At 67.6% G+C, this 24,066-nt stretch carries 20 protein-coding genes; 8 read left to right on the forward strand and 12 right to left on the reverse strand.

The annotated features are described in order from the left end of the window. The first annotated feature begins 117 nt into the window (after positions 1-117). The gene (locus P8A20_RS05565) at positions 118-864 is read left to right on the forward strand and encodes a hypothetical protein (protein WP_306102995.1); all 747 of its coding nucleotides are present in this window, start codon (positions 118-120) and stop codon (positions 862-864) included. 422 nt (positions 865-1,286) lie between these two features. Here the strand turns inward: P8A20_RS05565 and P8A20_RS05570 are convergent, their stop codons facing one another. The 5 genes from P8A20_RS05570 to P8A20_RS05590 all read right to left on the reverse strand — a co-directional run bounded on the left by P8A20_RS05570 (position 1,287) and on the right by P8A20_RS05590 (position 5,051). Next, positions 1,287-2,162 (reverse strand): amino acid ABC transporter permease, encoded by an 876-nt coding sequence (locus P8A20_RS05570; protein WP_147960143.1) that lies wholly within the window; start codon positions 2,160-2,162, stop codon positions 1,287-1,289. Continuing rightward, positions 2,159-2,803, reverse strand: coding sequence for an amino acid ABC transporter permease (locus tag P8A20_RS05575; RefSeq protein WP_014153132.1), 645 nt, complete (start codon positions 2,801-2,803; stop codon positions 2,159-2,161). The genes P8A20_RS05570 and P8A20_RS05575 overlap by 4 nt, the downstream gene beginning before the upstream one ends. Before the next feature lie 16 nt (positions 2,804-2,819). Further along, entirely contained in the window at positions 2,820-3,734 is a 915-nt protein-coding gene (locus P8A20_RS05580) for a glutamate ABC transporter substrate-binding protein (RefSeq protein WP_306102996.1), read from the reverse strand. A gap of 11 nt (positions 3,735-3,745) precedes the next feature. Further along, positions 3,746-4,489 (reverse strand): amino acid ABC transporter ATP-binding protein, encoded by a 744-nt coding sequence (locus tag P8A20_RS05585; RefSeq protein WP_147960141.1) that lies wholly within the window; start codon positions 4,487-4,489, stop codon positions 3,746-3,748. A 100-nt stretch (positions 4,490-4,589) separates the two neighbouring features. Further along, entirely contained in the window at positions 4,590-5,051 is a 462-nt protein-coding gene (locus P8A20_RS05590; RefSeq protein WP_109881184.1) for a DUF6278 family protein, read from the reverse strand. A gap of 107 nt (positions 5,052-5,158) precedes the next feature. Here P8A20_RS05590 and P8A20_RS05595 point away from each other — a divergent pair, with 107 nt between their 5' ends. Then, on the forward strand, positions 5,159-5,938 hold the full coding sequence (locus tag P8A20_RS05595; RefSeq protein WP_147960140.1) for an SDR family NAD(P)-dependent oxidoreductase: 780 nt from the start codon (positions 5,159-5,161) through the stop codon (positions 5,936-5,938). A gap of 65 nt (positions 5,939-6,003) precedes the next feature. On the opposite strand, the gene P8A20_RS05600 is transcribed toward P8A20_RS05595, so the two are convergent. The 4 genes from P8A20_RS05600 to pcaDC are packed head-to-tail and all read right to left on the reverse strand — an operon-like array spanning position 6,004 to position 9,548. Beyond that, entirely contained in the window at positions 6,004-6,753 is a 750-nt protein-coding gene (locus P8A20_RS05600; protein ID WP_147960139.1) for a Clp protease N-terminal domain-containing protein, read from the reverse strand. A gap of 58 nt (positions 6,754-6,811) precedes the next feature. Further along, entirely contained in the window at positions 6,812-7,594 is a 783-nt protein-coding gene (locus P8A20_RS05605) for an exodeoxyribonuclease III (RefSeq protein ID WP_147960138.1), read from the reverse strand. Between the two features lie 34 nt (positions 7,595-7,628). Beyond that, positions 7,629-8,276 (reverse strand): MBL fold metallo-hydrolase, encoded by a 648-nt coding sequence (locus P8A20_RS05610; RefSeq protein WP_147960137.1) that lies wholly within the window; start codon positions 8,274-8,276, stop codon positions 7,629-7,631. Positions 8,277-8,288: 12 nt separating this feature from the next. Further along, positions 8,289-9,548, reverse strand: coding sequence for a bifunctional 3-oxoadipate enol-lactonase/4-carboxymuconolactone decarboxylase PcaDC (gene pcaDC / locus P8A20_RS05615; protein WP_147960136.1), 1,260 nt, complete (start codon positions 9,546-9,548; stop codon positions 8,289-8,291). A 765-nt stretch (positions 9,549-10,313) separates the two neighbouring features. On the opposite strand from pcaDC, the gene P8A20_RS05620 reads away from it, so the two are divergent. The 5 genes from P8A20_RS05620 to P8A20_RS05640 all read left to right on the forward strand — a co-directional run bounded on the left by P8A20_RS05620 (position 10,314) and on the right by P8A20_RS05640 (position 17,758). Then, positions 10,314-10,829: a hypothetical protein gene (locus P8A20_RS05620; protein ID WP_147960135.1), complete on the forward strand. Its 516-nt coding sequence runs from the start codon at positions 10,314-10,316 to the stop codon at positions 10,827-10,829. A 12-nt stretch (positions 10,830-10,841) separates the two neighbouring features. Further along, positions 10,842-11,858 (forward strand): hypothetical protein, encoded by a 1,017-nt coding sequence (locus tag P8A20_RS05625; RefSeq protein WP_147960134.1) that lies wholly within the window; start codon positions 10,842-10,844, stop codon positions 11,856-11,858. A gap of 227 nt (positions 11,859-12,085) precedes the next feature. Further along, positions 12,086-12,349, forward strand: coding sequence for a hypothetical protein (locus tag P8A20_RS05630; protein WP_306102997.1), 264 nt, complete (start codon positions 12,086-12,088; stop codon positions 12,347-12,349). A 45-nt stretch (positions 12,350-12,394) separates the two neighbouring features. Continuing rightward, positions 12,395-16,843, forward strand: coding sequence for a golvesin C-terminal-like domain-containing protein (locus P8A20_RS05635; RefSeq protein ID WP_306102998.1), 4,449 nt, complete (start codon positions 12,395-12,397; stop codon positions 16,841-16,843). An 84-nt stretch (positions 16,844-16,927) separates the two neighbouring features. Then, on the forward strand, positions 16,928-17,758 hold the full coding sequence (locus P8A20_RS05640) for a hypothetical protein (RefSeq protein WP_147964286.1): 831 nt from the start codon (positions 16,928-16,930) through the stop codon (positions 17,756-17,758). 162 nt (positions 17,759-17,920) lie between these two features. Here P8A20_RS05640 and P8A20_RS05645 read toward each other — a convergent pair whose 3' ends face one another. Genes P8A20_RS05645 through P8A20_RS05655 form a run of 3 tightly spaced genes read right to left on the reverse strand, consistent with a single transcriptional unit; the run spans position 17,921 to position 22,196 of the window. After that, positions 17,921-18,643, reverse strand: a complete 723-nt coding sequence (locus P8A20_RS05645) for a hypothetical protein (RefSeq protein ID WP_147964285.1) — start codon at positions 18,641-18,643, stop codon at positions 17,921-17,923. Then, complete coding sequence (locus P8A20_RS05650; protein ID WP_147964284.1) at positions 18,643-21,597, reverse strand: hypothetical protein; 2,955 nt, start codon at positions 21,595-21,597, stop codon at positions 18,643-18,645. Before P8A20_RS05650 ends, P8A20_RS05645 begins: the two co-directional genes overlap by 1 nt. 41 nt (positions 21,598-21,638) lie before the next feature. After that, positions 21,639-22,196 carry a DUF2690 domain-containing protein gene (locus P8A20_RS05655; protein WP_261989053.1) on the reverse strand — a complete coding sequence of 186 codons (558 nt, stop codon included), beginning with the start codon at positions 22,194-22,196 and terminating at the stop codon, positions 21,639-21,641. A 1,527-nt stretch (positions 22,197-23,723) separates the two neighbouring features. Here P8A20_RS05655 and P8A20_RS05665 point away from each other — a divergent pair. Continuing rightward, positions 23,724-23,987 (forward strand): hypothetical protein, encoded by a 264-nt coding sequence (locus P8A20_RS05665; RefSeq protein WP_306102999.1) that lies wholly within the window; start codon positions 23,724-23,726, stop codon positions 23,985-23,987. The last annotated feature ends 79 nt before the right edge of the window (positions 23,988-24,066 follow it).

A 24,066-nucleotide genomic window follows, 5' to 3' on the forward strand; every position in this document is an offset into this window, starting at 1 on the left:
CGAACGCGCCGCCCCGGGCCGCAGCCCCTACGACCCCCTAGGAGATCGCCGGCTTCCAGCCCTGCCGGCGGAGCTGCCTCGGCCACCCGTTCGAACGGACCGCTACTATCCCCGCTCATGAATGACGACGTACGCAACATCGTGCTCGGTCTCATCGCCGCGGGAATCAGCGCATCCCTCGGCTGGCTCGCCCGGACGTACTTCTGGCGGCGCAGACTCCGGCGCAAGCAGGCGTTCTTCGGGATGCCGGGGAACTCCGAGTGCCTGCTCGTCGTCAACCGCGACGCCGGCGGCGACGGCGCGGTGCACCGCCACGACGTCTTCGCCCTGCTCGAACTCTCGGCCCTCGTCAAGGACTGCTCTGCCCACGCGCAGATCGTGTCCCACGACACGGCCCACCAGGGCTTCGGTGAACGGACGGAGTTCTGCGTCGGCGGGCCGGGGTCCAACCGCCGCATGGCCGCGCACCTGCAGTCGCTGCTGCCCGGTGTGAAGATCAACACCGGGCCCGAGCCGGGCCCCGACCGTGCGGCCTTCCAGGTCGGCTCGGAGCGCTACCGCCTGGAAGCCGGAACGTCCGAGCACGTACTGCTGGCGCGGCTGACGGGTGGCCAGGACGCGCGGCCGGTGTTCCTGCTCTGCGGCCAGCGTGCCATCACCAACCAGGCCGCCTCGCGTTATCTGATACGCAACTACGAGAAGCTGCACCGCAGGCACCGGGGCGGCTCGTTCGTCCTTCTCCTGAAGGTGGTCAACTCCCAGGCTTACGGTCCGGATGTGGTCGAGCTGGTCGGCGACGTGACCAGGGCGGCCCAGGCCCCGCTGCCCACCGCGCCCCCCGCCTCGCACCGCGCCACCGGCTGACGCCGACGGACCGGGCGGCGCTCCGGGCCGGGGGCCCGTGCGAGCCGCCCACCGCGGTACGGCGTCGTGGCCCGCGCACGGGAAGGTGAAGGGGCGGCACGGGAAGGGGCGGCCCCGCGTCGTTCCTCCGTACGACGTGGGACCGCCCCTGTCACGGCGGACTGTCCTTCAACCGCCCCCTCACTTCTCCACGGACCGGTGTCGGGACCTGCACGCCCGTCCGGGCGGGGAACCTTCCCCCGCCCACGGCGCGCAGGCCGGTCAGCAGTCGACCCGCACCCTCCACCGGTCCTCCCGCAGCGGCCGCGACCCGGCCGGCACGCAGCTGACCTTCTCCCCACCGGGCGTGGATCCGGGAGGTGTACCGGTTCCACGGTGCGGGAAGTGATCACCGGCTGCTGCCGGGCGGACGGTCCCGACGGCTACTGCCTGCGACGGCCCGGCAGCACCGTTCCCGGTTCGGCGGCCGCGACGCCCGTTCCCTCCGTCTTGGGGTTGCGCCGCTCCCTCTTGGCCACCCAGGTGGCGAACCAGGAGAGCAGCATGCACATGCCGATGTAGATGGGCGAGATCACCATCACCACGGGGATGAACGGCAGGTCGTAGTCGAGGTTCGACGCGATCAGCTTGCCCGCGTGGAGGAACTCCTCGTAGGTGATCAGATAGCCCAGCGAGGTGTCCTTGAGCGCCACCACCAGCTGGCTGATGATGGTGGGCAGCATCGCCCGGACGGCCTGCGGGGCCAGGACGTGGGTGGTGACCTGGGTCTTGCGCATGCCCAGCGCGTACGCCGCCTCCCCCTGTCCCCGCTCGACGGAGTTGATCCCGGTACGGAACACCTCCGCTAGCACGGAACCGTTGTAGAGCGTCAGTCCGGCCACCAGTGCGGGCAGCGGCTGGACCTTGAGGGCGACGAAGATGAAGAAGATCATCACCAGTACCGGCATGGCCCTGAAGAACTCGACCAGGAGGGTCGAGATCCATCGCACCGGCTTGTGGGCGGACAGCCGCCCGACCGCGAGAACCGCCCCGAGCGCGAGCGAGAGCACCGCCGCGTAGGCGAAGGCCTTGAGGGTGTTGCCCAGGCCCCGGAGCAGCAGTTCCTGGATGCCCTTGTACGTGAAGGGAGTCCACTTCGCGCTGGTGAACTGGTCGGTGTCGAACAGCAGATAGAGGATCCAGGCGAAGAGCCCGAGGATCACGGCGGTCGAGATGATTCCGTAGAGGAAGTGTCTCTTACGGGTGACGGGCCCCGGAATGTCGTAGAGCGCGGTCGCCGAGGCGGTGGCGTGGGTCATCGGGCGACTCCCCAGCGCTTCTCCAACACGTTGAAGAGCGCACTGATGGCGAGGGTGATGATCAGATATCCGACGGCGATCCAGACGAAGGTCCAGATGATGCTGTAGCCGAGTTCGTTGAGGGTCTTGTAGGTGCCGAGGAGCTCGGTGACGCTGAAGGCCCCGGCGATCGCCGAGTTCTTGGCGAGCGCGATGAGTGTCGAACCCACCGGGGGGATGACCGACCGGAAGGCCTGTGGCAGCACCACGTTGCCCAGGGTCTGTCCGAAGGACATCCCGAGGCTCCGGGCGGCTTCGCCCTGCCCGGTGGGCACGGTGTTGATGCCGGAGCGCAGGGCCTCGCAGATGAAGGCCGAGGTGTAGCAGCCGAGGGCGAGGACCGCGAAGACCTGGAAGGGCAGGACCAGGCCGAAGCGCGGCAGCCCCAGCAGCACGGCGAAGAACAGCAGCGTCAGGGGTGTGTTGCGGAGCACCGCCACCCACACGGTGCCGATCACCCGGAGCGAGCCGACGGGCGCGACCCGGAACGACGCCATGACGAAGCCGAGCACGAGTGCCAGGATCGAGGCGTAGACGGTGAGTTCGACGGTGCCGAGGAAGCCCTTGCCGTAGAGCGACCAGTTCTCTGTCAGTACGTCCATGATGGAGGCCCGCCCCTCAGTTCGCCGGGTAGCGGTCGATGGGCGGCGGTGTCGGTGCGGGTACCCCGGACAGGCCCAGGGTCGCTTCGAACGCCTTCTTCCAGTTGCCGTTCTTCTCGTTCTCCTCCAGCGCGTCGTCGAGCGCGAGGCGCAGCGCGTTGTCACTGCGCGGGACACCGATGCCGTACGGCTCCTCGGAGAAGGGCTTGCCCACCACCTTCATCTCGTCCGGTGCCTTGGCCGCGAAGCCGAGCAGGATCGCGTCGTCGGTGGTGACGGCGTCGACCTGGAAGGTCAGCAGGTTGTCGACGCAGATCGAGTAGGTGTCGTAGGCGACGAGATCCGCCTCGGGGTGGTCGGCGGCGATGCGCTGGTACGGCGTGGAGCCCGCGGCCGAGCAGACGGTCTTGCCCGCCAGGTCCTGCGGGCCGTGGATGTCGTTCTCGTCGGTTCGCACCAGCAGTCCCTGGCCCGCCATGTAGTAGGGGCCGGCGAAGCCGACGAGCTTCTTGCGCATGTCGTTGATGGTGTAGGTGCCGACGTAGTAGTCGATCTGCCCGTTCTGGAGCGCCGTCTCACGGTTGGCGGAGGCGATGGTCCGGAAGCGGATCGTGTCCGGCTCGAAGCCGAGCGAGGCCGCCATCATGCGGGCGATCTCGATGTCGAAGCCGGAGTAGACACCGGTGGCCGGGTCCTTCTCGCCGAGGTACGGCTGGTCCTCCTTGGCGCCCACCACGAGGTAGCCACGTCTCTTGGCCTTGCTCCAGGTCTTCGACTCCGGCAGCCGGAAACCGGTGTCGACCTTGTACTGGGGCAGTTCGTCGGCCTTCGGCCCCTTGACCGGCGGGCTGCCCTCCCTGCCGCAGCCGACGGCCAGCGCGGTGATCAGGAGGCAGACCAGTACGGCCGCGATGTTCCTCGTACGCAACACGGTGCCCCCTGTCAGTGCTTGAGGATCTTGGACAGGAAGTCCTTGGCGCGGTCGCTCTCCGGGTTGGTGAAGAAGTCCTCCGGGGTGCGGTCCTCGATGACGCGCCCGTCGGACATGAAGACCACGCGGTTGGCGGCGGACCGGGCGAAGCCCATCTCGTGCGTGACGACCACCATGGTCATGCCCTCGCGTGCGAGCTGCTGCATGACCTCGAGGACCTCGTTGATCATCTCCGGGTCGAGCGCCGAGGTGGGCTCGTCGAAGAGGAGTGCCTTGGGGTCCATGGCGAGGGCGCGGGCGATGGCGACGCGCTGCTGCTGGCCACCGGAGAGCTGGGCGGGGAACTTGTCGGCCTGCGAGGCGAGCCCGACCCGCTCCAGGAGTTCGCGGGACCGCTGGTCGGCCTCGTCCTTCTTGCGCCTGCGGACCTTCAGCTGGGCGAGCGAGACGTTCGCCAGCACGGTCTTGTGTGCGAAGAGGTTGAACGACTGGAAGACCATGCCCACTTCGGCCCGGAGCTCCGCGAGCCCCTTCCCCTCTTCCGGGAGCGGCTTCCCGTCGATGGCGATGTGGCCGGATTCGATCGTCTCGAGCCGGTTGATGGTCCGGCAGAGCGTTGATTTGCCTGATCCGGAGGGGCCGATGACCACCACCACCTCCCCGCGGCCGACGGTGAGATTGATGTCCTGGAGTACGTGCAACTTCCCGAAGTACTTGTTGACGTCCCGCAGCTCGATCAACGGATCGACGGCCATACGCTGCCCTACCCACTTATCGCTTGTCGAGGTCAGCGCAAACTATCCGGGGTGGGCGGCCGCTTCGGGGCCGACACGCACCGGCCCCGCATAAGGCTGTTTATCGCGTTTTGGCCTCGGGGCCGCTCTCGGCGGACTCCGCGTACATCTCGGAGAGCTCGGGGCTGCCGGACATCGCCCAGTCCAGACCTGCGGCCACGACGTCGATCTCGCGTCCCGAGGCGAGCCGCACCACAGGCTTCCCGCCGGCCAGGATGTCCCAGACGGCGCCGGGAACCGTCCGCACCAGGACGGTTCCGAGGTAGAGGCCCGCGTCGTTGCCCACCCAGGGCAGCTCCTCGGGGTCGTCGCGCCAGATGGGCGGCAACTGGTCGAGCGCGGACAACGAGCCCGGGCTGTCGTCGAGTTCGAGCCCGCACTGCCCGGCCCGGGCGCGCAACAGCTCACACTCCGCGAACAGTTCGGCCACACCGTCCGGATCGGTCCTGACGGCGGCCGCGAGAGCCACCTCCCGTGTACCGCCCTGGCGCTTACGCCAGTTGTCCAGGAAAGGGATGTTCATACCACCAGGATCCCACCCCGGAGGCGTTCCGCACCGCAGGGCACGCATCTGTTCCCGATCCGGCACCCGGCTCGTACATGATCCGGCCATGTACCTAGGGTACGGACATGACGTCACAGAACTACCTCTCCGAACTCTTCTCCCTGGAGGGCCGGGTCGCCGTGGTGACCGGCGGCAGCTCCGGCATCGGCCGGGGCATCACCGGGGCGCTGGCACGAGCCGGTGCGAGCGTGGTGGTCGTGGCGCGCGGGGAGGCCGAACTGGCACGAACCGTCGCCGAACTCGGCGCCGACGGCTGCCGGGCCGCCTGGGTGAGCGCCGACCTGGCGACCTCCGAGGGCGTGCGCGCGGCCGGCGAGGAGTCCGCGGCCGTGTTCGGTGAGCCCGACATCCTCGTCAACTGCGCGGGGGTCAACCTGCGGCCGCCGATGAGCGAGCTCGACGAGGACGTCTGGGACACCACGATGGCGGTGAACCTCAAGGCCCCCCATCTGCTGGGCCGCCGGTTCGGTCCGGGCATGGCGGAGCGCGGTTACGGCCGGATCATCCACATCACCTCGCAGCAGGCGCACCGGGCGTTCGTGCAGAGCGGTGCGTACGGCGTCTCCAAGGGGGCCCTGGAGTCGCTGGCCCGCTCACAGGCCGAGGCGTGGTCGCCGCACGGCGTCAACTGCAACACGCTGGTGCCGGGATTCGTGATGACGCCGCTCAACGCTCGACTGTCGTCCGACCCGGAGCGGGTCGCCGCCCTGGCGTCCCGCACGATGGTGGGACGCAACGGCCTGGCCGAGGACTTCGCGGGTGCGGCGGTGTTCCTGGCGAGCGCGGCCTCGGGCTATGTGACGGGACAGTCGATCTTCGTCGACGGCGGGTTCTCCGTGCACTGAACGCGGATGCCGCCCCGTCCCGGGGCGGCATCGGCGGCGTGCGGGCGTGGGCGGCAGGAGGGCCCTCAGCCGTGTGCGCCCTGAGCCGGGTCCCCGGCCTGGGCCGCGACGGACGCGGCGACGGAGGCGGAGGCCGCTTCCTTGTCGACTCCCAGTCCGCCCAGCAGGCCGGTTCCGCCCTCGAACTCCAGCAGGGCCAACAGGACATGCCCGGACCCGACGGTGTCGTGACCGAGACGCAGCGCCTCGCGGAAGGTGAGTTCCAGAACCTTGCGCGCGTCAGCGTCGAAGGGGATGAGCGCCGGCAGCTCGTCCACCGGGGCCGGCAGGGCGAGAGTCGCCGCCTCACGGACTCCGTCCGCGGACACGCCCTGGTCCGCCATCGCCCGGACGCCGACGCAGTCCGGGACGGCGACGAGGCCCAGGACCAGATGCTCGGGGCGGATCTCGTCGTTGCGCGCGGCGTGGGCCGCGTTGCTCGCACCGACGACGGCACTCCTGGCCTGCTCGTCGAACCGGCTGAAGCCCTGCCCGGGGTCCAGGTCGGAGCCCTCGTCGGGCTTCTTGGGCACGAACCTCTTCTGGGCGGCCTGCCGGGTGACCCCCATGCTCCTTCCGATGTCCGTCCATGAGGCGCCCGAGCGGCGCGCCTGGTCCACGAAGTGCCCGATGAGGTGGTCGGCGATCTCACCGAGGTGATCGGCCGCGACGACGGCGCCGGACAACTGCTCCAGGGCGTCGGTATGGGTCTTCTTGATCCCCTCGATCAGGTCGTCGAGACGGATGGGGGGACTGGGCTGCACCGGATTGGCCATGGAGGCAACCCTAGGTTGACAGCACGGGATCGTCAACCCGCGGTTGACACCCCTCGGGTCATCGGACGTCGAGGTCCACGACCACCGGGGCGTGGTCGGAAGCCCCCTTGCCCTTGCGCTCCTCACGGTCGACGTAGCTGTCCTTGACCGCCGCGGTGAACGGTGCGTTGCCGTAGACCAGGTCGATGCGCATGCCCCTGTTCTTCGGGAAGGCGAGCTGACGGTAGTCCCAGTAGGAGTACGGGCGGTCGTACTTGAGGGGGCGCGGCACCACGTCGGACAGGCCCGTCCCGCGCAGTGCCGCGAGTGCGTCCCGCTCGGCCGGGGTGACATGGGTCGCCCCCTCGAAGACGGCCGGGTCCCAGACGTCCTCGTCGGTTGGCGCGATGTTGTAGTCGCCGAGGACGGCGAACGGCAGCGTCCCCGCCGCGTCCGCGGCGACGGCCTCCCGCAGCGCCCCCAGCCAGCGCAGCTTGTACGCGTAGTGCTCGTGGGCGACCTCGCGGCCGTTGGGGACGTAGACGGACCAGACGCGGGCGCCGCCGCAGGTCGCCGAGACCGCCCTAGGCTCCTGCACGCCGTCGTACTCCGGGCCGCCGGGGAGACCCGTCACGACGTCGGCGAGGCCGACGCGGGAGAGCACCGCGACGCCGTTCCACCGGCCGGTGGCGTTGACCGCGGACTCGTAACCCGCTTCCCGCAGCGCGTCGGTGGGGAACTGCTCGAGCGTGCACTTGGTCTCCTGGATGCACAGCACGTCGGTGCCGCTGCTCTCCAGCCAGGCCAGCAGCCTCGGCAGCCGGGCGGTGATCGAATTGACGTTCCAGGTGGCGATGCGCATGCAGCAAACCTAGCCGCTCCCACTGACAGCCGGGTCAGAGCCCGGTCGCGTCGCCCGGGGTCAGCCGGCTGTGGTCGGCCCCGCCCAGGGCGCCGATCTGCATGTCGTAGATCGGGCGTGCGAGATCGGTGAGCAGGGCGTCGTGGATGTCGATCGCACGGCGCGGCTTCACCTCGCGCACGTAGTCGATGACCTCCGAGATCTTGTTCCAGGGAGCCATGACCGGGAGCATCAGCGTGTCCACCGGGTGCTCGGGCACCGTGAGGGCGTCGCCCGGGTGGAAGACCGAGCCGTCCACGAGGAAGCCGATGTTGGTGATCCTCGGGATGTCCGGGTGGATCACCGCGTGCAGTTCGCCGTGCACCTGCACGTCGAGTCCCGCCACGGTGAACGTGTCCCCGTGGCCGACCGTGTGCACGCGGCCCGGGAACGCCGCGGACACCTGCTCGGCGACGCTGCGCAGGGTCCACACCTGTAGGGCCGGGTCGGATTCCAGCGCGGCGCGCATTCGCGCCTCGTCGAAGTGGTCGGGGTGTTCGTGCGTCACCAGGATCGCGTCGGCGCCGACCGTGGCGTCGTCCTCGCTGAAGCCGCCGGGATCGATGACGAGCGACTGGCCGTCGCGCTCCAGACGGACGCAGGAGTGGGTCTTCTTGACGAGGGTGAGAGACGAAGCGTTCATGCCACCATCCTGCTACGCCGGCGGGGTGGTTTCCTCCTGGATCACGGACTGTGCGATCTCGAACGCCGCACCCGCCGCCGGGAGGCCGCAGTAGACGGCCGTCTGGAGCAGCACCTCCTTGATCTCGACGGGGGTGAGACCGTTGCGCAGGGCCGCCCTGACGTGCCGGGCGAGGCCGCCCAGGTGTCCGGACGCGACGACCGCGGTGAGCGCGACGCAGCTGCGGGCCTTGCGGTCGAGGCCCTCCCGGCTCCACACCTCACCCCAGGCGTAGCGGGTGAGGAGCTCCTGGAATTCGTCGGTGAAGCCGTCGGAAGCTGCTGTGGCGGCGTCCACGTGGGCGTCGCCCAGCACCTCACGACGGACCTTCATACCCCGGTCGTACAGGCCGCTGAGTCCCTCCGAGGAGACGTCCGGCAGGACGGCGGCGGCAGAGATCTCCGCGACGGGGACCACCGGGGCGAACGGGGCGGAGAAACCGGGGGAAGGCAGTACGGGGATCGACACCTGGGTGTCCTGCCACGCGGTCGAGAAGTGCATGAGAAGCAGGTCGGTGACCGCCGCCGGCTGCTCGACCGGCGCCAGGTGGGAGGCCCCGGGGACGAGGGCGAGCCGGGCGTCGGGGATTCCCGCGACCAGGGTCCGGGCCTCGGCGGGGCCGGTGACCTTGTCCTCGGCGCCGACCAGCACGAGCGTCGGCACACCGATGCGCGGGAGTTCCGCACGGATGTCGAAGGCCGCCAGGGCCTCGCAGGAGGCGATGTAGCAGCCCGGGTCGGTGGTGCGGACCATCTGGACCGCCCATTCGACGATGGCCGGCTGGGCGGCGGCGAAGCCGGGGGTGAACCAGCGTTCCGGGGAGGTACGGGCGATCGGCTCCAGGCCGTTGCTGCGGACGATCACCCCGCGCCGGCGGAACTCGTCGGCGGTTCCGAAGCGCGGTGAGGCGGCGACCAGCGCCAGGGCCGCGACCCGGTGGGGATGGCGGAGGGCGAGGTCGGCGCCGACGGCGCCGCCGATGGAGCAGCCCGCGTAACCGAAGCGCTGCACGCCCACGCTGTCCAGCGTGGCGAGGACGCGGTCGGCGAGGTCACTGACCGCGGCGGCCGGGTACGCGGGGGCCCCGCCGTGCCCGGGCAGGTCGTAGCGGAAGATGCGCCAGTGCTTGGACAGCTCGGGTATCTGGCGGTCCCACATGTGCCAGGTGGTACCCAGGGAGGGGCCGATCACCAGGACCGGAGCGTCTTCCGGCCCGTCAAAACGGTATTGCATGATTTCAGCGTTCTTCTCGCTCACCCGCTCACGCTCCCACATGTCACATTCGCCTAGTGAGCGGGGGCCGGAGCGCTCGCTGGTTCTCCCCACGTCCCCCCGGCCGGCCGTAGATCCTCCACATCCGGATTCACGTACCAGCGCTTCGTCGAGAGGACGTCGGTGTGCCCGGCCCAACGGGCAGGCACATGGCCGGGCACACCCTTGTCCGCCAGGCACGTGAGGCAGCTCGCGCGAGCGTCGTGACAAACGGAACCGGCAGGCCATGACCGTGTACGCCCGCTCACGCAACTGCCGCCCGTCGGGCGCCCTGCCGAGACCGTCCACGAGCACGTACCCGTTGCAGGGCGTCCGGCGGTCCGCTCCCGGCTACCGCCCGCCGGCAGCGCACCTGGCAACGTCGTTCCGGCCTCGTGCCCCGCAGCCGACGACAGTCACCGTTCCTATCGCGGCAGGCCAGGGCCTTGCCGGTCCCTGCACGCCGCGCCCACGAGCGCGGACCTGCAACCGACCGCACCGGACGGCAAACTGACGCGACATCACTGCCGCGACCGCTGAACAAGCCGATCGAGGCCCATCGCCGCCGGCCTCCGCCGCAGCACCCACGTCCCCAGTGGCTACCAGCGTCACCTTCGGCCTCGACTTTCGCAAACCGGACATCACGTTGGCACAACGAAGCCCAAAACTGGTCATGAACATGGTTGCCGGGGCGGCCGGTCGGGTGTGAAGATCCTCTTCGCTTAACGATCTACCGATGGAGATGTGATGAAGAGCATCCGCTTCAAGAAGAAGGCAGCCGCCTTCGCTACGTCCTTCGCGGCCGTGGTGGCTGTGATGACGACCGCCGGTCCGGCCCATGCGGCGGAGTTCAAGGTCACCGACAACTGTGATGTTCCGTGGATCACCTGCTCGTACGGCGATCTGTGGCTGTTCTACAACACGAAGCAATTCGCCGTCCAGGACGGCTATATCAAGTCGGCGTTCACGACCTTTTACAGCAACGTGTCCGACCACTCGGGTACAAGCCAGTACCAGGGATCGTCACTGACGACCTACCGGTATGTCTTCGGTAACGGCGGCAACGGAAACGGCGAGTACATGAAGAACAATGCCGGGTCGGTGCAGAACTGCGCCCGGGATGACAACTACCGCGTGTACTACAACTCCGGCTACGGCGGCACGTCTCAGTATTTCGCGAAGAACGGGCCCTACGGAGACTGCAACCTCACCGACCTGATCTCCGCGTTGCACAACAACAACGCATCCTCCCACTTCGGTTAAGAAGGATCTCACGTGAAGCACACCAAGCGGATATCCACCGCAGCAGCCCTGACCGCTTCGGCCTTCCTGGTCAGTGCCTGTTCCTCAGGCACCACTCCGGACACCACGAAGATCGTGGCCGACGGCAAATCGATTGTGAACAAGGATAAATGGCCCGAGAAGATCCCCACGAGTGGCCTGACCAAGAACCTGACGCTTCCGCTGGAGGAGTACATGGCCTCCTACGAGGATCAGGTCGCCATTGAGCAGGCTGCCACCGATCTCCAGCAGTCCTGCATGAAGGAGTACGGCATCGAGCTGACGTTGCCACGAGCGGGCGCCAACCCCCCTCCCAGCGACAACGATGCCAACATCGAACGCCGTTATGGCATCACCGACCGGGCCGAAGCGCAGAAGTACGGCTACGAGCTCGCTCCGGCGCTGCGGGAGCACACCGAGCAGCCCCTGCGTGATCTGTCCGATGTCGAGGTCGAGGTCCTGACCGGCCACACCAAGCCCGAACCACCCAAGGCCCCCGAGGGAACCAAGGCGGGAATGACGTTGAGCAGCCCCGGCCAGGGCACCGAGCCCGCTCGGGCCGAGCACAACGGGAAGAAGTTGAAGACGGGTGGCTGCATTGGCTGGTCCAAGGATCAACTCGGCGTGCGGGAAGCCGACCCGACCGTCGTGGCGGAGCTCGCCGGGGACAGCCTGATGCAGTCGATGCAGGACAGTGAGGTCATCAAGGCCAACGGTGCGTGGTCTTCGTGCATGGACGGCAAGGGGCACGCGGGACTTGCCGATCCGTACAAGGCGATGGACCAGGGCGTCACGAACGATGGGGAGCCGTCACAGGAGTCCATCGCCCTGGCGGTTGACGACATCGACTGCAAGACGCAGACGGATCTCGTCAAGGTCTGGTCCGATGTGGAGACCGCGATCCAGAACAGTCAGATCGCCGGCAACAAGAGCCGGCTGACCGGGATCAAGTCGCAGCACGGCAAGGAAGTCGCCGCCGCGCGCGAGCAGATGGGCGCCTCCTCCCGGTGAGCGCGAAAGAAGTACTGCCCGGACTTCACCTGGCCAGGGCGATGTGTCTGCTGGCGGCGTCCGTGCTGATCGCAGGTTGTACGGACGATGCCGCCGACCGTGCCCCCGAGTCACCGCGGCCAGCGACTTCGAGCGTGGCGCAGAGCACTCCTCCCTCACGTTCCTCGCCTGTGCCGTCGGTGCACTCCGAAGGACGTGCACGCGTCCTGGAGTACGGAGATCTGATCGTGCGTGCCACGCCGGAAAGCGGCGGGGTGCGGACCGAGATCGAGGTATCCAATACCTACGAACGGAACGCAACTTACTCAGTCAAGATCAGCATCGCTGATGGTAAGGGCTGGACCGCCTACAACCGATTTTGGCTTCAGGACGTCCCTTCTGGCGAAACCGGGCGTGATGAGGCGGTGATCGGCTCCAAGGACATGGGACCGATTCCGCAGGTTCCGAAGATTTATGTCGACGAATTCAATCCCCTCGTCGATCAGAAGTAGAAAAGGAAATAATCTACTGTGCGTTTAAGGCAGAGGAAATACGCGGTGGTGATAGCGGCAGCGACGGCGATTCTCGCCTCGTCGCTGTCCGCCTCGGCGCAGGCCCAGGGGCCGAAGGTCCCCGAGAATGCCGTTCAAGGCGGCAAGAGCCTGCCCGAAGCAACGAGCAAACCTCACGCAGTCGGCAAGAAGAACCGCGCCTCCGTCCTGGGCGAGAACTACTCCTCCTCCCAGGACGTGGCCCTGTCCACCTCCGGTGACGGCACGGGCTTCCACGTCTTGACGGGCAAGGAGAAGGAGGGCTATGAGTTCAGTACCGTAGCCACCCTGCACGAAGTCGGATTCGATGCGGACACCTGGATAGGTAACGCGTGCGTGACCGGCTCCGGGAGATACGCTGCCGTCGCCTACGCGCCCCGGACATTCACCAACAACCCCGAGCTGATGGTGCGCGGCGCGTTCACCGCCGTCGTCGACCTGAGCAGCGGCAAGGTGACCAAGCTGCCGATCACCGCTTCGCTCGCCTACTTCTCCCCAGGCTGCGGCACCGGGGACGATGTGGTGTTCACGCAGCTGAGCCACGACGGGGACAGACAGCAAAAGACCCGGCTGATTGCCGTGGATGCGGCCACCGGCAAACAGTCTCAGCCAGTCGCCATCCCCGGTCAGGTCACCTCGGCTGTTCCGACCCGGCACGGCATCGTGGCCGGTCACGGCAACAGGCTCGTCCGCATCAACGGGCAGAAGGAAACTGTTCTCGCCACCACAGAGCACGTGCCGTTCCAGATAGCGGCTGACAGCGGCGACGGGGTGACCTTCATCGACCGGGAAGCCGACACCAGGAAGACCGGAGCGAAGTCCTGGGCCAAGCACCTCGACGCCACACAGGTCAAGGGCAGGAACACCACCCCGAAGACGGTGGCGGAAGGAAAGCTCACCGACTGGGACCTGTCCGCCACCCCTGGCGGCACGGTGTTCCTCACGGGTAAGGCCAAGAACAAGGGGACTCTGCCGGGCCCGGTGAAGAACCCGGGCCATCTCGCCAAGGGTTCCCGCATGTCGAGTCTCGGCCACGCGGGCGTGTCCACGTCCTGGGCGGATGGCAAGACCAGCCTGATTACGCCCGAGGAGGCCACACAGGCCCGTGACGCGCGAATCAGGCTGGATGTGGTCGCCACCGGCAAGCACACCGAGTTGGACGCCACACCTCAGCTGTCCGCGGAGCGCGCCGCGGCCGGGAGCCGACCCTCCCCTGCTCTGGCCATCCCGGCAGGGAAGAAGTCGTCCGCGAAGCCGGCGGACAGCGGCAACAGCGGGGGTATGTCCACGCAGACGCTGGGGGTTCAGCAGCTGGCGGCGTCACCGACCGGACCCGGCGAGGGCACCGATGAGCGCTACTGTGCGGTGGCCCGAAACGATGTGAAGAAGCAGGCGTTCCAGCCGACCCCGCGGCAGGTGGAATGGGCTGTGGACCAGGCTGTCGTCGGTGAGCTGCATGTTCCCCGGCCGGTGAACTGGAAGAACACCGGGATGGACTCCTACAACCCCCAGGGGCTGTTCCCGCCGATCACTCTGGCTGGTGACCCCAACGGCACCCTCGACAACGAGGACCCGGACGTCACCGACCGCTGGCACATACCCTCACAGGTGTTGCTCGGCGTCACGGCGCAGGAATCCAACATGTGGCAGGCGACCCGCTTCGCCGTTCCCGGTGTCACGGCCAACAGCCTCATCGGCAACTACTACGGCACCCAGTACACCGCCGACGGCGACCAGGCCGACCCCTGGCGAATAAACTTCTCCGAGGCGGACTGCGGCTACGGCATCACCCAGGCCACCGACGGCATGCGGCTTGCCGGCAAGACCAAAGAGGGCGAGACGGCACTACCGCCGGCCACGCAGGAAGCCGTCGCTCTGGACTACGCTGCGAACATCGCCTACGGCGCGACGATCCTGTCCCGCAAGTGGAACGACCTCCACGGCCAGGAGATGAAGGTCAACAACGGTCACCCGCAGTGGATCGAGAACTGGTTCTTCGCCCTGTGGGCGTACAACTCGGGCTTCTACCCGGCCGCTGACTCCTCCGGCCACAAGGGCCTCGGCTGGACCAACAACCCGGCCAACCCGCTGTGGAAGGCCAACCGGGTCCCCTTCCTCCAGCACGCCGTCGATCCGCACCTGGACGACTACTCCCACGCGGCGCACCCGCAGGACTGGCCCTACGAGGAGAAGGTCCTGGGCTGGGCCGCACGTCCGATCTCCGCCATGTTCGGGCCCGGAGACTTCCGGGCCGGCTACCTGGCCGCCTGGTGGAACAGCGACGCACAGCGCTCCAGGGTGAAGCCGCCGCTGGACACCTTCTGCGACGCCTCGAACTCCTGCGACCCGTCGAAGATCACGGACAACGACTCCAACGACCCCGGCATGGGCGCCTGCGCACTGGACTCCGGTGACAGCGACACCAATCCACACTGGCTGCACTGCTGGTGGAGCAAGTCCGCCGAGTGGAAGAACTGCGACACCCAGGCTGAATGCGGCCACCAGGTCCACCGGTTCGACACCAGCTATCCGGAACAGCCGGACGCGGCCTCGTACCCGCCGCAGTGCAGCACCGGCCTGCCGTCGAACGCCCTGGTGGTGGACGATGTCAGCAACGGTACGACTCCGGCGGGGTCGGCCTCACGCGGCTGCGGGGCGGCCAAGTCGGACGGCACGTTCGCCCTCACGTATCAGCCGTCCGACATCATCGACGCCGACACCGGGCAGACCATCACCACATACCCCGGAAAGATCGACACCCACCAGATCGGCGCGGGCTACGGCAACCACTTCTGGTTCACCCACACCCGCAGCGCCGAGTCCTACCCGCCGCCGGGTGACCGAATGAAGGTGACCGGTACCTGGAAGCTGGGCAAGGAAATCACCGACTACAGCGGGCAGGCCAAGGTCTATGCCTTCATCCCCGACCACGGGGCGCAGACCTCCAAGGCCGAGTACCGCATCAAGCACTCCGCCGGTGAGACGGTGAACGCGATCGACCAGAGCTCCAATCAGTCCAACAAGTGGGTCGATCTCGGCGCGTACTTCTTCGACGGCATGACCCCCGAGGTCAGCCTGCACAACTTCAACGGCGGTGACGGCTCCGCGGACATCGCCTTCGACGCCATCGCGTTCGTACCCGGCGACTACTCCGGCATTCCCTCGGACCTGACCTTCGGCGACCCGGACATCACCGCTCCGGACCCGGCCGCGGTGGAGCCACCCCAGAGCATTTCGGGCGACTACTTCAGTGTGCTCCCCACCGTCTCCGGTCTCTCCGGCGCCGCGCGCTCCGCGACCGGGCCGGAGGGGATGCGCCTGTCGTCCGCGCCGGCGAAGGACCTCAAGTTCGCCAGGGAATCAGTCGGTTCGGTGTCCACCACATCGGCTCTGAGCTGCTCCATCGGTACAAGGTCCCTGAACTACACCCGGACCGAGGCGTGTCTCGGGGACGACCTGCAGTTCACGGGGACCACGACCGGCAAGCCGAAGGCGAGCTTCGACCTCCGGCACGAGTTCCAGCTCGACCCGGACAGTGACACCTTCACCCAGACCGTGTCGGTCAAGCTGACGTCGATCTCCATTCCCTCGCTGACCCTGGACATCGACTTCGGCTGCCGTGGCTACTGCGAAGAACAGACTCCGGTTTGGAGCGGTTCAAAGACCTTCGTCGCGGGCGACCTCCACACGGCCACGGTCACTCAGAAGATCAAGTGGAACAACGCCACCGCTTCCGACGGCCGCATCAGTCCGTACCTGACGGTCAAGGGAACCGCGGGCAGCGATACCAGCAACCCGATGACGGCTGAGAAGTCGGAGCTGGACGTCCGGTGCGACCGAGACGTGAAGGCCACTCCGGGCTGCGTCTTCAGCTCGTACAGGCCGACGTATGTCATGAACGAGAAGAAGTTCCCGGCGGCGGCCGCGCACGCCTGGCTGATCCAGAACAAGCTGCCCGGACACTACGGGCTGCGGGGCAACAACCCGCTGACCTTCCTGACCGAGGACGTCCTCGTGCCCGATCCTCCCACGAGCACGAAGAGCATCGTCAGCCACAACCGCGACGTGATCTGCCCGAAGGCATGGGAGCGCAGCAAGCTGGCGACGATGTCGCCCGAACTCGGTACCGGTGACGTGCCCAGTTGCGACGAGTTCCCCTTCGCGGCCAGCTGGCAGAGCGCCGCGACAAAGAAGGACTGGGGTGGGCAGAACCTGAAGGAGGTGTCCTCGGGCGAGGAATGCCTGAACACGATCGCCATCCGCGGTACGGACGGCCGGTGGAGCCTCAAGCCCGACCCGCGCTCCCACGTGCCGACCTGGACCGAGCCGTGTGGACGTTCCAGCATGTCGAACAACCAGAACACCCAGTCCATGAGCTACATGCCAGGCTGGCGCAAGCAGAACCGCGTCCTCGAAGGAGACAACTACTGGCTCGAGGCCAAGCGTCCTTCGTGACCGCTTGACCGTAACGGACAGCAGGGGCCCGGCCGCCATGGCCGGGCCCCTGCGGCGTGCAGACACCAGGCTAGAGTTCCCGCCATGAACGACGGACTCGCCTGGCTGGACGACGAACTGGGCCGGAGTGGCTACGCCCTCACCATGGTGAAGGGCATCACCCCCGAGGCCCTCGCCGTGTATCTGGGCGCGCGACCGGGCACGCTCATCGATCCGGACACCACCCCGGGAGCCCTGGAGTTCTTCCACGGACCGGGATCGTCGAAGCTGCCGGACTGGGCGATGGTGGGCCAGGCCGCCGACGGCTGGGCGTTCGCCCTGGAGACGCCCGAGGCCGGGCACCGGGACGACCGCCTGGCCTCCGGAAGGGACCTCAGGGCGCGCCACACGGTCGTGGACATCCTCGACACCACCATGGACCCTCCGAACGTCACGGTGACCGTGGGCGGCGAGACAGAGTGGACGCTACGGGAGAACGGCACCGGCCACGTCGAGCACCCGGTGAGCCGGCGTCTGGTCGCGGAGGCCGGGTTCCTCAGCTACCCCCACGGCATCTTCCATGACGATGCATCCGAGGACACCGGGATACCGCACGTCTACCGGATCCTGGGCGACCACTATGGCCTTTCCCTGCCCCGGACCGCCGTGACGGAGAACCGACTGCCTCACGTGTTCACGGAGCCGAGGACGCTCCTCCACGCGGAGGCGCACTGCCCGGCCTGCGGCGAAACCCGGATGCTGCCCTACGGCGGCGGTACGGAGGAGCCCCGGCTGGTCTGCGTCTACTACAAGGTCCGCGACATCCCAGGCTACCCGCCGCAGGGGTGCCCGGGCGAGGTCGCGAACGCGGTGCGCGGGGAACCCAACCCGAAGTACGAGAACCTGCGCCTTACCGGCATACCGCAGGGATCGTGAAGCGTCATCATGAGCGCGTTGTGCGGTGCGCATGATTCCTCATTCTGTCGAGAGGGGAGATTCGGCCGGGTCACCAGCATCCGGATTCCAGATGGCGTGCCTGCGCGGGGCGAGAGGCCCTGCCGCAGCCGGCAGGACCTCTCGCTTCCGGTCATGGGCCTGCTAGGCCGCCGCGTGTCCGAGGATGCGCAGCGAATACGTGTCGTACGTCCGGTGCAGGACCATCACTACGGGGCCCGACGTGAATACTCCGCTGACGACGTACTCCTTCTTATTCTTGGTCTCGGCAGCCCGCTCCTTGTACAGGGAGTCGGTTTCCCTCTCGGCCTGTTTGAGCCAGGAGGACGCCTTGGCGTGATCGATTCCCGCCACGTCCAGCTCGGTGCAGGCCGCGAGGAAGTCGAGAGCGCCGGACTTGTCCGTGCCGGTCCCGCACAGCAGGGACGACAGGTTCGTGTGGTCGGCGAATCCGGCTGACACCGTCGTTCCGGTGCCGCTTCCGGTTCCGCCGCGTCCGTGTATGTACGTTCTCATCTTCCCGTTGGGCATTTCCTGCTTGACGGGTTTGTCCAGGTTCAGCGTCCAGTCCTTCGCGAGCCGGGAGAGAAAGTCCTTCCCGGTGTACCCGCCGGCCATGGTGACCCCCGCGCCGATGCTGGGCCGGTCCTTTCCGGCCACCGCGTGCTTCGGCAAGTCGGTGGCAGGCGTCACGGTCGGCGTCTCGGCCGACGTGCCGGACGGTGTGGCTGGGGCCTCGGTCGCCGCGGCCGTCGGACGCTCGGATGCCGCCGTCTTCTCGGGGGTGCTCCGGCTGCAGGAAACAGCCCCCGCCGCACCGATGGCGACCGCCATCAGTACGACGGGGCCGCGGAGGGCGGTGCGCATCACAGACCTCCGTCGTTGAGGCTGCAGATGCCGGGGTCGGCGGAGGAGGCCGGAATGAAGCCGACCGCGTCGAACACCACGTTGTCGTCTCCGGTGGCACCCTTCTGGATGTTGTCCAGTTCGATCCGGCCGCCCTTCCAGAAGGTGAAGGTGCCCATCTCGACCCAGGTCTCCTGGCCCCCACTGCGAGTTTTCTGGTTGATGCTGCAGTGGTCGGGCTCGGCGCCGGCCGTGTTCTCGCCCGGGATGAAGTCGTACCCGATGGCCGCTTCGGCGCCGTGGCTCGGCAGGTGGACGAAGACCCGGTAGCGATTACCGGGCTGATCGCCGGAGGGAAGCAGCTTCGGGTTGATCTGCCACCGGCCGGTGACCTTGTGGAAGATCTCCCCGTAGGGGTAGCTGTGTGTGAAGTACACGTGGTGGTCGTACCCGGCGCCGAGCTGGTGCAGGTCGATGTTGGCGATGTAGGGGGTCGCGCGGTAGGTGCTGTCGTCCCTCTGCATGGTGAAGTTGTCACCGGACTGGAGGGTGAACTTGCCGTCCCAGGCCCCCTCGAAGTCCCCGCAGTCGTAGGTGTCCTCGTGCTCTCCGAGGTCATCGATGACGATGGCGTTGGAATTGCCGTTCGGCCAGTCCAAACAGTTGCCGTGGTCGTACTTGCTCTGCAACTCGGGTTCCGACGAGCCGAGCGAGTAGCGGAGATTCTCGGTGCTGGAGTTGCTGCCGCTCTGCGAGCCGATCCACTCCGCGCTCTTGCCCCAGTAGCACAGGTTGTTCCAGCTCGGGCACGGGTCGGCCGCGGCCGGGTCGCACGCGTTGGACGCGTCGCAGAAGGCGCCGTACGGGGGCGTCTTCAGGACGGACAGCGGCATGTCGGGCCGGACGTAGGACTCTTCGTTGTCCCAGGTCCGCTGGGGGTTCTCCGCCCAGCCGAGGATCTTCTCGGGATAGTTCCACTCGCCGGGGCGGGACGCGTCGTCGTAGCTGTACCGCAGGAACGGGTCACGGTCCGCCGGATAGCTCGGGTTGATCGGGTTGTTGAAGAAGCCCAGGCCGGCGTTGGACCCGACGGTGTAGACGCCGGAGTTGTAGCCCCAGAGCGCCATGTACCAGTTCTCGATGTAGGCCGAACTGCCGCTGTTGGCGTTCATGCCCAGACTCTTGAGCTGGTTCCACTTCTCGCCCAGGATACCCAGACCGGCGGCGATGTTCGCAGCGTAGTCCGTGGTGACGGCGCCCGCGTGCAGAGTGTCCAGCTGGTCCGGGTACGCCGAGTCCATGCCGGTCGTGACCTGGGCGATGCCGTAGCCGCAGTCGGCCGCTGTGACGTCAGGGTAGCCGTGGATGCCGTTCCCGTTCCCGAGCCAGTCGGACCGGGTGACGTTGCCCGAGTCACCGTTCATGGAGTGCCAGGACGCCTGCTTGAAGTTGGACTCCTGGGCGAGGATGGCCAGCATGACCTGCGCGGGAATCTCCCCTCCGCCGGTCAGGGCCGGCTTGGGGAACAGACCCTGCGGGGTGTAGGCGCCGAGGCCGGTGTCGTGCCAGTCCGCCGGACGCGAAGGGGTCAGCCGGCCGTGGACCGCCTGGTCGACCGCCCACTCGACCTGGTTGGCGCTGGCCTGGAGGGCCTGGCGCTTGGGGTCGTTGCGCTTGACGATGCAGGGGGTCTCCATGCGCGGGATCTTGCCGATGACGGCCGCGCCGTCCCCGGACAGGCACTGGGTCTCGGGGGCACCCTCACCGCAGGTGAGCGGATCGTCGTCATCGGACATGGCGAACGCGGTCGGCCCCATCGTCAGCGTCGTGTCCGACTTCGGCCGCTTGCGGTCGGCATCCACGAACGTGGTGGCCTTCGTGCCCGTCCTCAACGCGGTCGCCTTGACGGTGAGCGATCCGGCGCCCTTGGCCAGGGACGAGCCGACGCCCTCGGTGACACCCTTCATCTGTTCGGAGAACACCGAGTGGGTCACCAGATGACCGAGGCGCGAGATTCCGGCCACCCGGCCGTCCACGGCGTGCTTGGCGAGCCCTGGGGCCTTGCCGGTGTCGATGGCCTTCACGTCACCGACGACCGCGTCGCCCTTGGCCACGCGCAGCAGCTTCACCTTGCCCTTCGGCGCGCGGCCCAACTCGGTGAACTTCTTGCCGTCGAAGCGGGAGATGACGCTCTTCCCGCCGTCGACCGTGCCGATGTCCACGGCACCGTTCGCCGAGGCGGCCAGCGCGAACATGGGGCCGGGCACCTTGGAGAGCGTACGGGCGGACAGCTTCGTCCTCCCGTCGTCCTTGAGGTCGACCAGGTTGCCGGAGAGGACGCCGACGGTGCCCTTCCCGGTGGGGGTGACATGTGTCAGGAAGCCGTCGACGGTGCGGCGGGAGGAGACCGAACCGGTGGTCGCGTCGACCGAGATCACCGTGGTCCGGCCGTCCGACGTGTCCGTGGCGGAACTGGAGGTGAACGCCACGTCGTCGCCCGCACCGCAGCCCGGCGAGAAGTAGGCGAGCTGCACTCCGTCGGGAATCTCGGTGACCTTGCCGTCCGACAGGCGGATCACCGCGGCGAACGCGCCGCTCGCGTAGGCACCGGGCTTGTTGGACCAGACCGACGGGGCGTAGACCGCCGCCGCGTAGTTCCCCGAGCCGGTGGTGCAGACGTAGCCCGTCCACGGGCCGACGTCGGACAGTTCCTTGCGCTTGAGCCGGGCGATCTCGTAGAAGGAGAACCCGTCGTCCTCCCGCGCCGAAAGGATGTGCAGCCCCTCGGCGTCGCCGGTGGCCTGCACGATCTCATCGGCCGAGGAGGTGTAGTCCGCCCCCAGGTCCTTGCCGGGCGCGGAGAACATGCGCGTCGTGTTCTCCGCGGCGGTGGGGGCCGGAGCGGGATCCGCGGAAGCCATCGGGACCAGCGCGGCGGATGCCGCCACCACGCTCATGATGACCATCGGATTCATGGACAAGTGGCGTATGAGACGTCTTTTCCGCATGTTGCTCCTCACATCCAGTCCGTGCAGCTGCCGTGCTGGACCACGAGGCTCGCGTCGACCGGCCAGTCGTTCTGCTTGGCGGGACTTTGGATGGTGTATTTCGTCGGTGCGGGGTCGAACGCGGTATCGACGTCGTTCCAGCACGCCTTCGCCGTCGTCTTCTTCCAGTTCTGCATCTTGGTGTAGGCGCCTGCCACGCCGCTGCCGAGAGCGCCCGGACTGTCACCGGCCTGAACACCGCCGTCGGGATCGCGTGTCGTCCACAGTGTCAGATACACGGAGTCGGGCGACGTATCGAGATCGCGTGAGACCTTTGCCCATACGCCCTGACACATCGGCGACCAGAGCAGCCGTATCGAGACCGACTCGTCCGGCATAGTCGCCTGTTGAAGGATTTCGGCGTCCTTGTCGCACCCCATCGCAATGGGGTCCTTTCCCGAGCACGTGTCCCGAAAGCAGTCGGATTCCGCCGCGGCCGGGGAGGCCGTGATTCCTTGGAAGACTCCGGCCAGCAGCGCCAGCGCTACTCCCGTCGGCCCCCATCTACCTATCCCGTGCACACACATCACCTCAGACAGTCCATGCCGCTCCGGGTGCCGGAGAGGCAGGCGCAGCCTATGTGAACACGCCCGGGACTATGTGGAGTTATTGCGCCCCCACCTGCGCAGATGTCGAAGTTGGACATGTTGCCGCAGTGCGTCTCAAAGGTGGCGAGAGGTCAGGCGAAAGGTGCGCCGGAGGGCGTTTACGTGACGATAGGTGCGGGTAATCGACGTCTCCCCGAAAGAGTGATTGATGTGTACACGCACCACTTGCGAGGTACACCTTTCGCCACTCCCTCAGGTGTGAAAACCCCAGGAAGGGGGACCGCCGGCTCGGAGTTCTTGACGAGATTTGGCCGAAAAGGAATGGCGGGCCGGTATCGGTCCGTCGCCGTCGGCCGGACGAGCGGGAGGGCGCGCACGCGCCGGGGCTCGCGGGCCATGGTGCACAGATCATCGGCCTCGATCCTTCAGCGGTGATCACTGTCTGGTGAGCTGCGCCGGGTTCCACGGGCCCGGGGGTGGTGCGGGGTGCCCTCCGCCCTGGTCCTCGTCGGGGTCGGGGCCGGCCGTCAGGTGATGGCCGGGAGGTCTGTGAGGTGCTGGCAGACCTCGGTGAAGGCCTTGGCCCAAGGCCAGGACCGGTCCAGGTGGAGGACGCGCCTACGGGCGTGTGGGTGAGGCGGGCAGGCGGGTGGTAGAGCTTCCTGCGGATCGTTTCCGGTTCTGCGGCGGCGAGTTCGAGCTCGTCGCGCAGGAGGAGCAGGGTCCATGCATCGACTGGTTAGGGTCCTTCAAGACCGGCGCCACCCCGGACGACGTGGACCGCTTCCGGCAGGAGTTTCTCCGCCGCGATCCGGGGCACACCTTCCGCTTCGCGAAGGGGAGCTTGGGGTGGACCACTCCGAAACTCCGTACTCCCGAGGCTGCGGACCACCGGACCTGGATCCCGATCGTCGCGCACACCCAACTCCGCCTCGCCCGCCTGCTCAGCGCGGACCTTCACGGACTGTGTGAAAAGCCGAACGCGTCAGGCGTTCAAGCACGGTCGAACTCACGGCGAAGCCCGACCAGAGCGCTCCAGTGTGGCCTCGCCTCATGGCTTCAGGAGAGCCCCGCCCGGCCCATCGGCGAGTCCCGCGCCCTGTCACCGATGCCGTCACACACGTCCTGTCACGCGCCTGTCACCAACACCGTCGACGCACCTGGACCACCAAGTCCAAACCCGCGTGAACAGCATCGAATTGCACCAGGTGGACGTCAGAAGACGACTCTGCCTACCTGTGCCAGGTGGTGGTACCCCGGGACGGCCCGATCACCAGGACCGGAGCGTCTTCCGGCACGTCAAAGCGGTATTGCATGGTGTTCGGTGGTGTCTCGGTCACCCGGAAAACCCTCTCATCTGTCACGAGATGTCACATCGCCGGGGTGGGTCCTGGCCGGTCCCGACTCGACCACGATGCCGGTTCCGGCGCCGGAACCCTGACACGATGAGTTCTCCCACCGCCGCCGGAGGGCGTGGCGAAACTTCTCTCCCATGAGGACGGACCGATGCTGGACGCCGAAGGCGCCACCGTGCTGGCCCAGAATTTCCTGGACCAGCACTTCAGCCAGGGCATGCCCCTCGCGCTCGTCGAAGGGGAGCGCGTCCAGGTGGGAACCGACTTCTATTTCGACTGCCAGTCAGCTGCCCATCTCCTCACCGGAGATCCGCGGGACATGGCCGTCGGTACGGGTTACGTGCGCGTTGACGGAGACACCGGAGAGTGCCGTCTTCTGGGTGCTGTCAAGTCGGCCGAGCTCGACCTCTTCTGACGCGTACAGCCGCCCCGGCACCGGCCGGGGCTCCGGGGGCAGCCGCCGTACGACCTCGCCCCGCACGGGCTCGGGGCAC

Origin of the sequence: Streptomyces sp. Alt3 (assembly GCF_030719215.1) — a bacterium.
In the GTDB taxonomy this organism is placed as follows: domain Bacteria; phylum Actinomycetota; class Actinomycetes; order Streptomycetales; family Streptomycetaceae; genus Streptomyces; species Streptomyces glycanivorans.

Coding starts and splice junctions, on each gene's coding strand:
- P8A20_RS05565 (WP_306102995.1), top strand. CDS start 118: ATGAATGACGACGTACGCAACATCGTGCTCGGTCTCATCGCCGCGGGA.
- P8A20_RS05570 (WP_147960143.1), bottom strand. CDS start 2,162: ATGACCCACGCCACCGCCTCGGCGACCGCGCTCTACGACATTCCGGGG.
- P8A20_RS05575 (WP_014153132.1), bottom strand. CDS start 2,803: ATGGACGTACTGACAGAGAACTGGTCGCTCTACGGCAAGGGCTTCCTC.
- P8A20_RS05585 (WP_147960141.1), bottom strand. CDS start 4,489: ATGGCCGTCGATCCGTTGATCGAGCTGCGGGACGTCAACAAGTACTTC.
- P8A20_RS05590 (WP_109881184.1), bottom strand. CDS start 5,051: ATGAACATCCCTTTCCTGGACAACTGGCGTAAGCGCCAGGGCGGTACA.
- P8A20_RS05595 (WP_147960140.1), top strand. CDS start 5,159: ATGACGTCACAGAACTACCTCTCCGAACTCTTCTCCCTGGAGGGCCGG.
- P8A20_RS05600 (WP_147960139.1), bottom strand. CDS start 6,753: ATGGCCAATCCGGTGCAGCCCAGTCCCCCCATCCGTCTCGACGACCTG.
- P8A20_RS05605 (WP_147960138.1), bottom strand. CDS start 7,594: ATGCGCATCGCCACCTGGAACGTCAATTCGATCACCGCCCGGCTGCCG.
- P8A20_RS05610 (WP_147960137.1), bottom strand. CDS start 8,276: ATGAACGCTTCGTCTCTCACCCTCGTCAAGAAGACCCACTCCTGCGTC.
- pcaDC (WP_147960136.1), bottom strand. CDS start 9,548: ATGCAATACCGTTTTGACGGGCCGGAAGACGCTCCGGTCCTGGTGATC.
- P8A20_RS05620 (WP_147960135.1), top strand. CDS start 10,314: ATGAAGAGCATCCGCTTCAAGAAGAAGGCAGCCGCCTTCGCTACGTCC.
- P8A20_RS05640 (WP_147964286.1), top strand. CDS start 16,928: ATGAACGACGGACTCGCCTGGCTGGACGACGAACTGGGCCGGAGTGGC.
- P8A20_RS05645 (WP_147964285.1), bottom strand. CDS start 18,643: ATGCGCACCGCCCTCCGCGGCCCCGTCGTACTGATGGCGGTCGCCATC.
- P8A20_RS05650 (WP_147964284.1), bottom strand. CDS start 21,597: ATGAATCCGATGGTCATCATGAGCGTGGTGGCGGCATCCGCCGCGCTG.
- P8A20_RS05655 (WP_261989053.1), bottom strand. CDS start 22,196: ATGTGTGTGCACGGGATAGGTAGATGGGGGCCGACGGGAGTAGCGCTG.
- P8A20_RS05665 (WP_306102999.1), top strand. CDS start 23,724: ATGCTGGACGCCGAAGGCGCCACCGTGCTGGCCCAGAATTTCCTGGAC.